Consider the following 13270-nt stretch of genomic DNA (forward strand, 5'->3'; position numbering starts at 1 on the left):
ACCGCGTCGGGCCCGCCGGTCGCCGCTCGCCTCCGCCCCGCCCGCCCGCCGAAGTGTCCGCAGCTGAGCGACGAGCGCAGAATTGAGAGAGCTGTTCCGCAAGAGGGCTGCCGAAGGGGAGGCCGGTGCCGTCAGATCGGCCGAGTGACGGGAAGGCTCGTGGTCCGCTCTGGTCCGAGCCCGGCTCCCTGCTGGAGCACGTGCCCGTCGCCGTATTCGGCATCGACGACGACAACCGGATCTGCTACTGGGGCCCCGGCGCCCAGGACCTCTTCGGATACGACGCCGCCGAGGTGCTGTCGAAGCCCAGCGCCGTCCTCTTCGCGAGGCCCCCCGAAGACGGTCCCGACGTCGGCTCCCGCCTGGCCGAGCGGGGCCGGGCCGAGGGGTACTGGCGGGGCCGCCTGTCCGCCGCGCATCAGGACGGCACGGTCTTCCCCTGCGGGTTCCGGGTCTTCCCGGTGACCGGCCCCGAGGGGCACTCGGTGGTCATGGCCCTGGCGAGCCGCAGCGACGAGCTGGACCGGGTGAAGACCAACCTCGCCTTCCTCGACGCGCTCTTCGAGACCTGCCCGATCGGCCTGGCCATGCTCGACGAGGACCTGCGCTACCGCCACCTCAACCAGGCCCTCGCCGAGATGAACGGGCTCCCCATCGAGGAACACCTGGGTCGGCGCATCACGGAGATCATGATCGCCTCGGACAGCGGCGAGTACGAGCGCATGCTGCGCTCCGTCGCCGTGGAGGGCAAGCCCGTCGCCGGGGTGCTGGTGGGCACCCGCACCCGCGGCCACCCGGACCGGGACAAGGTGCTGTCGGTGAGCTTCTTCCCGCTCACCCAGGCGGTCGGCACCCTCCCCGGAGTGGGCGGCCTGGTGGTGGATGTGACCGACCGGGAGCAGGCCATCGTGGAGGCGACCGCCACCCGTCAGCGGCTTGCCCTGCTCAACCGGGCCTCCGCCCGGATCGGCACCACCCTGGACGTGGCCGCCACCGCCGAGGAACTGGTCGCCGCCGCGGTTCCGGACTTCTCCGACGGAGCCGTGGTCGAGCTCGTGGAATGGATGGACGAGCATGCGCCGTTCGACCCCGCGCTGCCGGTGATCACCCGCCGCATCGCCTCCGGCACCATCCTGCCTCCTCCGGCCACGGACCTGGTGAGCGGACCGGAAGTCGTGCACTACCCACCGGGCTCCGCCATCCACCAGATGCTCCGCACCGGCCGGCCGATCTCCGTGCCGGTCAACGAGGAGTTCATGGTGCGGACGATCCTGGACGACACCCGCGCCCGGCTGATGGCCGACAGCGGTCTGACCCATCTCCTCCTCGCCCCGCTCATCGCCCGCGGAACCGTCCAGGGACTCGCCACCTTCGGCCGGTCCGCGGCCCGCCCGACCTTCACCGAGCAGGACCTCGACCTGGCCGGCGAGCTCGCCTCCCGTGCCGCGCTGTGCCTGGACAACGCGCGCCTTTACAGCCGCGAGCGGAACATCGCGCTCACCCTCCAACGGGCGCTGCTCCCCAGCTCGTTGGCGACCAGCCCGTACCTGCGCATCGCACACCGCTACCTGCCCGGCGGCCGGGTCACCGAGGTCGGCGGCGACTGGTACGACGTGATCGCCCTGCCCGAAAACCGGGTGGCACTGGTCGTCGGCGACGTCATGGGGCACGGCGTCTCGGCCGCCGCGGCGATGGGCAGGCTGCGTATCACCGCCAAGACGCTGGCCCGGCACGACCAGGCACCGGACCAACTGCTCGTCGAACTCGACAACTGCTCCCAAGAGGCCGGCATCGAACTCGCGACCTGCCTCTACGTCCGCTACGACCCCGCCACCGGACACACCCTGATCGCCAGCGCCGGCCACCCGCCGCCCCTCGTCCGCCACCCGGACGGCCGGATCGAGCTCATCGACGAAGTCCTCGGCGTCCCGCTCGGCGTCGGCGGCTCGCCTTTCCGCACGACGGCGATCGACCTGCCCGACGACGCCACTCTCGTCCTGTACACCGACGGCCTCATCGAGGCGCGGGGCCACGACATCGACGAGGGTCTGAACGCCCTTCGCGCGGAACTGGGCCGGAGCTCCGACTCGTTGGAGGACGCGGCGGACCGTATCCTCGCCCGCCTCGTGCCGAGCTCCCCGGCCGATGACACGGTCCTGCTCCTTGCCCGGGTGCGCCGGCTGGGGGAGTGACCGCCGCCCCTCCACGTAGCCGTCCGCCCACGTCCCGCGTGCCGTTACCCGAAGGGGTCCATCGCGTCGGCGAACCCGCCGTGTTCCGCCACGGCCATCCCCTGTGAGTACCCGATATCGGCGGCTTCCAGAGCAGCCGCGACCGCGGGCGAGGGACGGACGCAGGCGAGGTAGTCGATGCCGTCGGGCAGTCGCAGCAACTCCGGGGCGGCGAGCGGCAATCCGGTCGCCCGGTTCGTAGCGGAAATCCGCTCGGTGATATCGCTCCAGTACCCCGCCATCTTCGCCCCGCCTACGACACCGGTGACGCCGAGCAGGGCGAGCAGCGCGATATTCGAGGAATTGTCGAAGACGAATGCCTCCGCGACGGTCTCCGACTCCTCGAGCCTGCCTGTGCCGTTGATTCTCCGGGCGCCGGTCCGCCTGCCGAGCAGGCTCGACAACCACCGTTCGTACGCGGTGGGTTCGTGGGAGGCCGCGCCCGGATGCGTCGCGCCCGGATGTCGCTCACGGAAGAACGCCACCAGCAGGTCGAGCGGCAGGTACAGGGTCCGACCGGGCTCGGCAAGACCGGCCGCGCGCTCGACCGCCGACATCACCAGCATGTAGGAGACGGCACGGTTGGCCCCGCGCAGCGCGCTTTCCCCGGCTCGGCGGTCAACGCCGTGCGCACGCCCGGGAATACCGCCCAGGGGGCCTTGGCTGGCGACGACCACATGCTTGGCTTTTTTGTTCCGGGTGAAGAGCGTCTCCCGGGTCAGCTGCTTTTCCTCGTCGAGAAACCACCACGCATAGGGCCGCCAGCCCAGGTCCGAGAAGTTCACATGCGTCAGTACGACCCGCAGATGAAAGGCCGACGGGTCCGCCCGCTGCACATGCCGCACGAACCAGGAGACCCCGACCCGCGGAAAGAACACATTGGGGCTGGCGTGCGGGAGGCTGACCACCACCTGGCGTGCCTCCTCGAAGGCCCGTAGGCCGTCGTCATCCAGGCCAAGGGCGGTGAGTGCGTCCGGCCCCGTGCCGTCACCGGCACACTCGTCGTCGACGAGCGTCCTCCGCCTCTCCCGCAGCCAGGCCACGAAATCAGCTCGGACGTGCGTGGTGTCGAAGGCCATTGCGCTGTCTCCCTCCGGAGGGTTGCCGTGCGGTCGTTGCGGTTGATGCCGTCGCCTGTCAGTCGTCCAGTGCCGTGGCGATGTGCCGTTCGGGCCGCATGACCAGCCACACCACCGTGAACAGCGCCGTGGAGGCGGCGAGCACGGCATAGGGGACGGTGATCCCGTACAGCCCGGCGAGGGTTCCCGCGGCAAGTGCGAAACCCGCCTTGGCCAGCGACGCCACCACGTTGCGGACGATCGCGAACTGACCGACCTCGTGATCCTGCGGCACCTGGTTCGTCAGCACCTGCATGGTGATCACATGGCAGGTGGCGACGAGCGAGAGGAGGAAGGCGATGACGGCCACCCCGTACGCGAGGTCGAGCAGGCCCAGTGCCGGCGCCAGTACGGTCGCCACCGGCAGCGCCCAGCGCAGCACCCGTCTCGATCCGACCAGGCCCGTCGACAGCACGATGCCGGCGAGGAAACCACCCGCGCTGGTCACGATGTTCAGCAGCGCGTAGTACGAGGGCTGGCCCGGCGAGACGCTCTTCGCCAGCGGAACCAGCAGCGTGCTCAGGAACGGCAGCGCGCCGCTGCTGGGGACGGAGAAGAGGAGGACCGTCACCAGGCCGCGGTTCCACCGGATGGCCTGCGGTTTCCTGGTGGCAGGCGAGGGCGCCTCCGCGGCCCCGCCACTGCTCGCGGCCGCACCGCCCGGGTACCCCTTGGTCCCGAGCGCCAGGGAACCGGCACTGGCGGCATAGGAGAGCGCGGCACAGAGCAGCCCCGCGGTGATCCAGCCCTGCGCGAGGGCCATACCGGCCAGCCCCGTGCCGATGACCTGCCCGATCAGCGAGGCGGACTGGGAGGCGGCCAGCAGGCGCTTGGCGTCCTCTTTGCCGAACGCACCCCGGACCAGCCGGTTCAGGGCCGCCTTGTTGAACATCTTCGCAAAGGACAGCACGATCTGGCTGGCCGCGATGACCGTGATGGAGAGCGGGATGTTGTCACCGGTGGAGAAATGCTGGATCGCCAGGAGCAGGGAGACCAGGGACAACGTCAGATTGGTGCTGCGCGCCACCACGTTCGCGCGGCCACGGTCGGCGAACCTCTTGAACAGCAGTCCGGCCACCGCGGCGGGCAGATAGCTCAGCACCACCATCACGCCGATGAGGAACGCATTGCTCGTCAACGCATAGGTGAGCCAGAGCAGCACGGCGTTCTGCCCGCCCTCGGCAAAGGACGAGAGCGTGTAGAAGAGTGTGAAGAACAGCCGTGAATTCCGGCGAGGGGGAGAGGGGGAGGGCGGGTGCAGCTGTTTCGGTGGCGTGGAGGACAGCATGGGAAGACCTGTCGTGATCGGAAGGAAGTCGTGCGCCCCTCATGGGGAGTTACGAGGCGGGTAGGCGGGAGAGGCGTTCGATGTTCGCCACCGTCTCGCGCACGGCCCGCACATCGGCGAGAGTGAAGAACGCGAACTGGGCGAAGCCGCAGGAACTTCCCAGCCTGACTTCCGTCTCGGCGCTCGGGCTTCCCTGGGTGACTCTTATGACGCCGGGCAGTGCGAGCAGTTCGGCCGCCGCGGGAATGCGACGTTCGCTCCCCGGGGCGGACGCGACCACCTTGATGACTCCGCATATGTCCCGCGGCCCGGCCCCCAGCGGTGGCCGGACGCCGGACGGCTTCTCCAACTGGAGCCGCACATACTCGTCCCAGAGATCGACGTCGTGGAAGTGCCGTAGCGAATCGGCGATTCCGCCTCCCGCCGGACGCAGACCGATCTCGTTGAACAGCAAGGTGCCGTCCGTTTCCAGCAGTTCGAGATGGAACACGAAATCGGGGATGCCGAGGGCGGCGGTGATCCGTCCGGCCGCCTCCAGTGCGGGCGTATGGCGCGGATCGTCCAGCGGCAGATGCATACTGACCCGGGTGCTGCCCACGGCGCTCAGCACCGGCCGGTCGTACACCGATGCCAGTGCCACCCGGAGTTCGCCATCCCGCACCACGCCGTCGACATGCAATTCGGCATCGGCGTCGATGGCCTCCTCGACGAGAAACAGTTCGGTGCCCTCGGCGGCCAGGCTCAGCGCCTCGTCGACGGGAATCCGCCGCACGCCCTTGCAGGAGGAGCCCGTCAGCGGTTTCACCACCACTTCAGCGGGGAGCGCGAGCCGCCCGCCGGCCGCGGCGAAATCGCCGGAGAGCCAGCAGCGCGGGGCGGGAAAGGCTGCCTTCCCGACCCGCTGCTTCATCCGCCACTTGTTGGTGGCCACCAGCGCCTGGTCGTATCCCATTCCGGGGAGTCCGTACCGGCTGCGCAGGAAAGCGGCGAATCCGAGATTGCTCTCCGAGGTGGCCAGAATGTGCTGAAAGGGCCGTCTGGCCATGAGCCGGTCGGTGATCTCCAGTGTTTTCCGGTGATGGTCGAAGGACGGGACGGTGACCTCCGGGTCGCCTTCATCGGCCACCCGGAGGTCCAGGAACTCGATCTCGTCGGCGAACCTGGCGCGGGCCGCTTCGAACAGCGGCTTCCGGCTGCTGAGTACGAGGGCGCGGGCGTCAGACACGGCCGGTCTCATTGAACGAAGCCATCCGCGCGATCAGTTCACTCAATTGCGCATTGTCGGGAGCGGAGACGAAGGCATGGCCGACCCGGCCGTACATACCGGCAGGGCCTCTGCCGTGGTCCGGATAGTCCAGCTCGTGGAACGGGAAGTGCTCGGCGAAGTCGGCTCGGGTCAGCTCGATTCCGTCGAATCGCCGCAGATAGACGCAGGCGTAGTATTCCTCGGGTGTTTTTGGCACCAGCGTCGCCGACGGGTCCTCGCCGAGCGCCAGGCTCACCGAGGCGTCGTACAGGTTGACGCCGTGGGTCAGCTCGACGATCTCGGGCATATGGGTGCCGGAAACGCGCAGCGCGCACTCGCCGAACACCAGATTCCCGCCGCGCACATAGGCTTCCAGGTGGAAGACGCAGTCCGGTGCGTCGAGCCCTTTCAGCGCCTGCTCGGCCAGTTCCGTCGCACCGTCCAGAACGCCGGCGTTCTCCGCCCTCGACAGAACCTGGGTGGCCAGGACCACACCGTCGTTCCATTTCATCGGCGGCTCGTTGTACTGGGCGACCGAATTCCACAGCACTCGGCCGCCGTACCACACACCATCGATATGGATCTCCCGGCCGTGCACAAAGGACTCCGCCACACAGGCGATGTCCGAGCCGCCCAGATGCGGCTCCAGGTGCCGGGTGAACTCCTGTTCCGAGCCGACGGCGACGGTGCCGACCGCGCCCGCCCCGTTGGCCGGTTTGACGATGAACGGCGTCCCGAGCGCGGCGGCCAACTCGCCGTAGGAAGTGGCCGAGTCGATGGGCCGGCAGCGCGCCCGCTCGACGCCGGCCGGCAGTGCGGACTTCTGGAGGTACTTGTCGCGGAAGCGCAGCGCCCCGGCGTAGTCCCGGTTTCCGGGAAGCCCCAGATGCTCGCGGAGCAGCGCCGCGGTGAAGACACCCCGGTCGTGGCCGGTGACCACGCCGACGACATCCGGAATGTCGGCGATCAGCACCGCCCGGAGAATTTCCTGCGCGTTCTCCAGGTCGCCGATCTTCATATACCGGGTTCCGGCGAGCGCCTTCTTGTGTTTCGCGACCACATGGAACGCGTTCAGGCCCCGGCGTTCGATGGCCTCCGCCAGGCCCTTCCGGTACCCGAGGACGATCACCGTGCCCATGAGTGCGCCTCCAGTCCTAACTCATATACGTCGTGGGTGTCCGGCAGGAACGGCGCACCGCGCCGGAACCCCCACTTCTCGAAAAACGCGATGTTGCGGGTCAGCGTCCGCCGCAGCACGATCTGTACCTCCTGGCAGCCGCGCGCACGCGCCCGGCGGAGCACCTCGTCCACCAGCGCCGAGCCATGGCCGCGGCGCCGGTGTCCGGGCATCGTCGCCAGAAAACTGAAGGTGTGCGGGCCGTTGTCCGGATAGTGCTTCACACAGCTGGTCAGCCGGCCCTCGTGCCGCAGGACCAGCCAGCTGGAGAGGTCCCGGCGAATGGCATCCGGGCTCTGTTTCAGCGCCGTGGGGCGGAATTCCGTGGTGAACGGTGCGTACGCGGCGGCCAGCACGGCGAGGATCTCCGGAACGTCCGCCTCCGCCGCGTCGGCCACGGTGATTCCGGTGTCCGCGTCGGCCACGGTCATATCGATATCAGCATCGGCCATGGTCATGTCGGCGTCCGGGCGGTGAAGAGTTCGCTGTGGTACGGAAGGGCGACCGCGCCGTCCCGGGCATGGGAGTCGACCAGAGCCATCAGCCGGTCCAGAAACACCTCACCGTGCGCGGCCAGGCCGCGCTGCACCTGCGTCGAGGACTTCGCCATGCCGATGAAATCCTCTGCCGCCATGGACCGGCTCCAGTCTGCCGTCGCCACCTCGACGGCGCCGCCACCGGGCGCGAAGACCTCCCGGAGCTCGGCGGCGAAATCGAAGGAGCGGTAGTGCCGGCTGTATCCCGGGCTGAGTTCCTCCAGAAGCCCCTCGTACGCGTCCAGGAACGCGCTCGCGGAGAAATCCCGGTTGTTCTGCAGAATCGCGACCACACCACCGGGGTTCAGGCATTCCCTGGCCGCGCGCAGGAAACGCGGACGGTCCATCCACTGGAAGGACTGGGCGGCGACGATCAGATCGACTCCGGACGCGCCCTCCATGAAGGGCTCGGCCTCGCCGACCGACCAGGTCACCTCGGGGAACTTGGACCGTCCCCTCGCCACCATGCCGGACGACACATCGACCGCGGCGTACCGGCAGTCCTCGCCGAGCAGCGGAACGAGCCCCTCCAGGGCGATGCCCGTGCCCGCTCCGGCATCGACGACATACGGCCGCCGCCGGTGCGACACCAACGCGGCGATCTTCCCCAGCAGCTCGTCGGGATAGCGGGGCCGATAACGCTCGTAGTCCTCGGAGAGCGCGTCGAATTTCTGCTGCTTCGCTGCCATGGTCCTCACCCGTTTCCTTTCTGCGACGCGGCCGCGTACCGGCTCGGCGGCCGGGGCAGGCCGAGCTTCTCGCGGAGCGTCCCCGCTCGGTAACTCTCCTTGTACACCCCGAGCTTCTGCAGTTCCGGCACCACGTGGTCGACGAATTCCGTCAGCGAGCCCGGGAGATACGGCGGCATGATATTGAAACCGTCCGCGGCCCCCGATGCCAGCCATTCCGCCATGGTCTCGGCCACCCGCCGGTACGAGCCGACCACCACGAGATGACCGCGGGCGACGGTCATCCGCTCGTAGAGCTGACGGATCGTGAGCCCCTCCGCCGCCAGCTTCTCGATCAGCCGCCGCCGGCTCTGGTTGCCGTTCGACGGCGGCAGCGCGGGCAGCGGCCCGTCGACGTCGTGTTCCGAGAGATCGAACCCACCGACCAGGTCCGACAACATGGCGACGCCCAGCCCGGGGTGAATGAGGCGCTGCAACTCCGCGAACTTCTCCTGGGCCTCCTCGTCCGTGGCGCCGATGAACGGGCACAGCCCCGGCATCACCAGGATGTCGTCGTGCGGACGGTCGTAGGCCGGCAGCCGCCGCTTGAGGTCCTGGCTGAAGGCGCGCGCGGCCGCCCGTTCCGGCTGCGCGGTGAACACCACCTCGGCGGTGCGCGCCGCCAGCTCCCTGCCGTCCTCCGACGAACCCGCCTGGACCATCAGCGGATGGCCCTGCGGTGGCCGGGAGATGTTCAGTTCGCCGCGCACCCGGAAGTGTGCTCCCTCGTGGCCCAGCACATGCCGGGCCGCGGGGTCGTAGAAGACACCGCGCTCCTTGTCCCGGAGCAGTGCGTCGTCGTCCCAGCTGTCCCACAGCCCGGTGACCACCTCGAAGAACTCGGCGGCCCGGCGGTAGCGGTCGGGGTGCGCCGGGTGCGCCTCCAGCCCGAAGTTGTACGCCGCGTCGCTCTTGGACGACGTCACCAGATTCCATCCCGCGCGGCCGCCGCTCAGCAGATCGAGGGAGGCGAACTCACGGGCGACGTTGTAGGGCTCCTTGTACGTCGTCGAGGCGGTGGCGACCAGGCCGAGATGAGTGGTCTCCATGGCCAGCGCGGACAGCAGCGTCATCGGCTCGAAGACGACGACCCTGCTGCCGTAGCCGCCCTGGTCGTCGTTGAAGACGGAGGGCGTGTCCGACAGGAACATGAAGTCGAACAGGCCGCGTTCCGCGGTCCGTGCGAGGTCGACGTAGTGGCCGATGTTCTGCGCGCCGTCGGCCACGGCGTCGGGATGCCGCCAGGCGGCGGCATGGTGCCCCGTCCCGTAGGACAGATAGGCGCCCAGCACCAGTGTGCGGCCCTCGGGTGTACTCATGGGAGAGCGTCCTCCTTTCGTCACAAGGCGACCGGTCCGGCGCTGGTCAGCTCTGCAGCTGGAAGACCTCGCGCAGCTCGGCGATCTCGCCCTCCAGCTCGCTGGTGGAGCCGTGCCGCGTGATGTGCGCGAGGCTCTGCCGCATTGCCGTGATCGAGGCGCGCAGGGCCTGGTTCGCGTAGATGGCGAGCGAGAAGCCGGCCGCGCGGAGTTGCTCGGCGTCGACGTCGGGATAGGTGGTGGGCACGGCGATCAGCGGTACGTCCGTGCGCTGCCAGCTCCTGCCGAAGTCCAGGATCTCCCGGCCGTCCCGCGACTTCGAGTGGATGAGCACCGCGTCCGCACCGGCTTCGACATAGGCGTCGGCCCGGCGGATCGCGTCCTCCTTGCTGCCGCCGGCGATGAAGGTCTCGATCCGCGCGACGACGACGAAGTCGTCCGTCTGCTGGGCCTTCTTGGCCGTCCTGATCTTCGTGCAGAAGCCTTCCACGGTCTCCTGGTCCTGGGACCCGTCACCGAGCGAATTCCGCTTGGGAAAGACCTTGTCCTCGATGCAGACGCCCGCGATGCCGGCCCGCTCGTACTGGTCGACCATACGCGCCACATTCTGTGCGTCACCGAATCCGGTGTCACAGTCCGCGAGCACCGGCAGATCGGTCGCGTCGTTCATCGCACGGGCCGCGTTGAGGAATTCCGTCATGGTGAGAATGCTGTCGTCGGGAACCGCATAGGAAGCGGAGATGCCCAGTCCGCTGGCCCACAGCACATGGAAGCCGCTGTCCTGCGCGATACGTGCGCTCAGTCCGTCGTGCACACCCGCGGCCAGGGAGAGTTTGCCGCCCCGGGAAATCGCCTCGCGTAACAGGGACCGCTTGTTCATGTCTTCTCCTCGAGAAAGCGCGAATAAGGAACAGATGAGAAGGGGCGCGATGTCACGGCGCGTCCAGCAACGGGGCCGCCACCGCCCGCAGAAAACCGCCCCGGCGCAGGTAGTCCAGCTCGCGGGCGGTGTCCACGCGAGCGCGCATCCGCCACGCCCCGACGAGTCCGCCGCCGGCGTCACTGGCCCGCACCGTGACCTCGCCGCGCGGCGACAGTCCGTCCAGCCCGGTGATCTCGAACGTTTCACGGCCGGTGAGACCGAGCGGGCCCGCGCCCTGACCGGGCAGGAATTCGAGCGGGTGGATGCCCATGCCGATCAGGTTGCTCCGGTGGATCCGCTCAAAACTCTCGGCCAGCACGGCCCGTACGCCCAACAGCGCCGGGCCCTTCGCCGCCCAGTCACGGGAGCTGCCGAACCCGTAGTCCCTGCCCGCCAGAATGACGACGGGGGTCTCCTCGGCCTTGTAGCGAGCGGCCGCGTCGTAGACGCTCATCGGCTCGCCGCTCGGCATATGGAGGGTGCGGCTGCCGCCTTCCGAAGGAGTCAGCCGGTTGCGGAAGTTGGGGTTGGCGAAGGCGCCCCGCACCAGCACCTCGTGATTGGCGCGCCGACAGCCGTAGGAGTTGTAGTCGGCGGGTGCGACCCCCGCCTGCGACAGATGACGGCCGGCCGGTGAACCCTCGGCGATGGAGCCGGCGGGGGAGATGTGGTCGGTGGTGGTCGAGTCCCCGGCGAACACGAGGACCCGCGCGCCGCGCAGATCGGCCGTCCGGGTTCTGCCCTCGTCGTCGAAGAAGGGCGACCGCACCAGATAGGTGGAGTCGGCGGGCCAGTCGTAGACCGGGCCTTCCGGGAAGTCCAGGTTCTGCCAGTCCGGACCGCCCTCGAACAGCACCTCCTTCTCCTCCCGGAAGTGCTCGGCCGCCACATGGCCGACCGCCCGGGCGATCTCGTCGGGTGCCGGCCACAGGTCGGTGAGCCGCACCTCGTCGCCGTTCGCGTCGATGCCGATCGGGTCGGAGCTCAGGTCGGTCCGTACCGTACCGGCCAGCGCGAACGCCACCACCAGCGCCGGGGACGCGAGATAGGCGGCGGCGACGTCACGGTGTATCCGGCCCTCGAAGTTGCGGTTACCGGAGAGCACGGCCGCCAGACGCGTTCCCCTGGTCCGTACGGCCTCCTCGGCGAGCGGCGCGAGCCCGCCGGAGTTGCCGATGCAGGTGGTGCACCCGAAACCGGCCACACCGAACCCCAGTTTCTCCAGGTGGGTGAGGAGTCCGGCGGCCTGGAGATAGTGCGTCACCGCACGCGATCCCGGTGCCAGGGTGGTCTTGACCCAGGCCGGCACCGCCAGCCCACGTTCCACTGCCTTACGGGCCACCAGCCCCGCGATGACCATGGACTCGGGGTTGGAGGTGTTGGTGCAACTGGTGATGGCGGCGAGGGCCACGGCACCGTCGGGCAATGCCGGCGCGCCCTCGGAATCGCCGGCGGGGGCCTGCCCGCGACCGTCCCGGGGGAAGCTGTCCGGCACAGCGGCGAGCGCCAGTCGTTCCTGAGGGCGACGGGGTCCCGCGACGGCGGGCTCGACCCGCGACAGATCGAACTCGACGGTCCGCGCGCAGAGGGGATCCGCCGGACGGTCCACCGCACCGTTCACGGCACTGTCCACGGCGTCTTCCACGGATACGAACAGGCCCTGTTCCTTGGTGTATTCCTCGACGCGGGCGATGTCCTCGGCCGTACGGCCGGTGAGTCGGAGGTAGTCGAGCGTCACCTCGTCGACGGGGAAGAACGCCACAGTGCAGCCGTACTCGGGCGCCATGTTGGACAACGTCGCCCGGTCAGGGACGGAGAGCGAGCGCACTCCGGGGCCGAAGAACTCCACGAACTGCCCGACGACACCGGTCTCCCGCAGGAACTCCGTCATGGCCAGCGCCAGATCCGTGGCGGTGCCGCCCACCGGCAGTTCGCCGGTGAGCCGCACACCGAGCACCGGGGGGCTCAGCAGCGAAACGGAGTGCCCCAGCAGCGCGGTCTCGGCCTCGATGCCGCCCACTCCCCAGCCGAGCACACCCAGCGCACCCACCATCGGGGTGTGTGAATCGGTGCCGAGCACCAGGTCGGGGGCGAGCAGACCGCCGGCGTCCGGCATGACGACCCTGGCGAGGTGCTCCAGGTTCATCTGATGGACGATGCCCCGGCCGGGCGGGACGACGCGCAGCCCGCTGATCGCCTGCTGGGCCCAGCGCAGGAACCGGTAGCGCTCATGGTTGAGGTCGTACTCGCGGGACATGTTGAGGCTCAGCGCCTCGGGCCTCGCCCAGGCATGCACCTCCACCGAGTGGTCCACGACGATGTCCACGGGCAGCGCGGGCCGGGCTCGGCGCGGGTCGAGGCCCCGCTCGGCCATCAGTGACCGCAGGGACGCGAGGTCCGACAGCACCGGGATGCCCGTGTGGTCCTGAAGGATCAGCCGGGTCGGCCGGAAGGCGATCTCCTCCGCGGGGCCGGAGCCCGCGCAGGCGGAGATCAGCGCGGCGGCCGAGTCCATGGCCCGGCCGACGGCGGCCTCGTCGCCGCTCGTCACGGCGGCCCGCAGGACGTTCTCCACGAGGATCCGGACACTTCGGGGCGCCGTCCGCAGCCCCGTGAGCCCATGGGCCTCGGCCGCGGCCAGACTGACGTAACGGCCCGCTTCCGGCCCCGAGCCCAGTGAGCGCAGCAACTCGTGCATTCGTACT

10 protein-coding genes are annotated in these 13270 nt (G+C 69.3%); 1 reads left to right on the forward strand and 9 read right to left on the reverse strand.

Going from position 1 to position 13270, the window contains the following annotated elements:
* Positions 1-125 precede the first annotated feature (125 nt).
* Positions 126-2192 carry a SpoIIE family protein phosphatase gene (locus FCH28_RS02355; protein WP_136737960.1) on the forward strand — a complete coding sequence of 689 codons (2067 nt, stop codon included), beginning with the start codon at positions 126-128 and terminating at the stop codon, positions 2190-2192.
* 44 nt (positions 2193-2236) lie between these two features.
* Here the strand turns inward: FCH28_RS02355 and FCH28_RS02360 are convergent, their stop codons facing one another.
* Genes FCH28_RS02360 through acnA form a run of 9 tightly spaced genes read right to left on the reverse strand, consistent with a single transcriptional unit; the run spans position 2237 to position 13263 of the window.
* Complete coding sequence (locus FCH28_RS02360) at positions 2237-3310, reverse strand: hypothetical protein (protein ID WP_136737961.1); 1074 nt, start codon at positions 3308-3310, stop codon at positions 2237-2239.
* A gap of 58 nt (positions 3311-3368) precedes the next feature.
* Positions 3369-4637: an MFS transporter gene (locus tag FCH28_RS02365; protein ID WP_136737962.1), complete on the reverse strand. Its 1269-nt coding sequence runs from the start codon at positions 4635-4637 to the stop codon at positions 3369-3371.
* Between the two features lie 49 nt (positions 4638-4686).
* Complete coding sequence (locus FCH28_RS02370) at positions 4687-5862, reverse strand: ATP-grasp domain-containing protein (RefSeq protein WP_169314023.1); 1176 nt, start codon at positions 5860-5862, stop codon at positions 4687-4689.
* Positions 5855-7021: an ATP-grasp domain-containing protein gene (locus FCH28_RS02375; RefSeq protein ID WP_136737964.1), complete on the reverse strand. Its 1167-nt coding sequence runs from the start codon at positions 7019-7021 to the stop codon at positions 5855-5857. Before FCH28_RS02375 ends, FCH28_RS02370 begins: the two co-directional genes overlap by 8 nt.
* A complete protein-coding gene (locus FCH28_RS02380; protein ID WP_136737965.1) occupies positions 7009-7518 on the reverse strand; it encodes a GNAT family N-acetyltransferase in 510 nt (169 codons plus the stop codon). The genes FCH28_RS02375 and FCH28_RS02380 overlap by 13 nt, the downstream gene beginning before the upstream one ends.
* Positions 7515-8285 carry a class I SAM-dependent methyltransferase gene (locus FCH28_RS02385; RefSeq protein WP_136737966.1) on the reverse strand — a complete coding sequence of 257 codons (771 nt, stop codon included), beginning with the start codon at positions 8283-8285 and terminating at the stop codon, positions 7515-7517. Before FCH28_RS02385 ends, FCH28_RS02380 begins: the two co-directional genes overlap by 4 nt.
* A 5-nt stretch (positions 8286-8290) precedes the next feature.
* Positions 8291-9643, reverse strand: a complete 1353-nt coding sequence (locus FCH28_RS02390) for an LLM class flavin-dependent oxidoreductase (RefSeq protein ID WP_136737967.1) — start codon at positions 9641-9643, stop codon at positions 8291-8293.
* Positions 9644-9689: 46 nt separating this feature from the next.
* Positions 9690-10523 (reverse strand): isocitrate lyase/phosphoenolpyruvate mutase family protein, encoded by an 834-nt coding sequence (locus tag FCH28_RS02395; protein WP_136737968.1) that lies wholly within the window; start codon positions 10521-10523, stop codon positions 9690-9692.
* A 52-nt stretch (positions 10524-10575) separates the two neighbouring features.
* The gene (gene acnA, locus FCH28_RS02400; protein WP_136737969.1) at positions 10576-13263 is read right to left on the reverse strand and encodes an aconitate hydratase AcnA; all 2688 of its coding nucleotides are present in this window, start codon (positions 13261-13263) and stop codon (positions 10576-10578) included.
* Positions 13264-13270: the final 7 nt, after the last annotated feature.

The sequence above is a fragment of the Streptomyces piniterrae genome (genome assembly GCF_005048155.1).
Classification (GTDB): Bacteria; Actinomycetota; Actinomycetes; order Streptomycetales; family Streptomycetaceae; genus Streptomyces; species Streptomyces piniterrae.

What these genes read in the sequence shown, in the direction of transcription:
- FCH28_RS02390 (WP_136737967.1), bottom strand. Translation starts at nt 9,643, where the DNA reads ATGAGTACACCCGAGGGCCGCACACTGGTGCTGGGCGCCTATCTGTCC.
- FCH28_RS02395 (WP_136737968.1), bottom strand. Translation starts at nt 10,523, where the DNA reads ATGAACAAGCGGTCCCTGTTACGCGAGGCGATTTCCCGGGGCGGCAAA.
- acnA (WP_136737969.1), bottom strand. Translation starts at nt 13,263, where the DNA reads ATGCACGAGTTGCTGCGCTCACTGGGCTCGGGGCCGGAAGCGGGCCGT.
- FCH28_RS02360 (WP_136737961.1), bottom strand. Translation starts at nt 3,310, where the DNA reads ATGGCCTTCGACACCACGCACGTCCGAGCTGATTTCGTGGCCTGGCTG.
- FCH28_RS02375 (WP_136737964.1), bottom strand. Translation starts at nt 7,021, where the DNA reads ATGGGCACGGTGATCGTCCTCGGGTACCGGAAGGGCCTGGCGGAGGCC.
- FCH28_RS02385 (WP_136737966.1), bottom strand. Translation starts at nt 8,285, where the DNA reads ATGGCAGCGAAGCAGCAGAAATTCGACGCGCTCTCCGAGGACTACGAG.
- FCH28_RS02365 (WP_136737962.1), bottom strand. Translation starts at nt 4,637, where the DNA reads ATGCTGTCCTCCACGCCACCGAAACAGCTGCACCCGCCCTCCCCCTCT.
- FCH28_RS02380 (WP_136737965.1), bottom strand. Translation starts at nt 7,518, where the DNA reads ATGACCATGGCCGATGCTGATATCGATATGACCGTGGCCGACGCGGAC.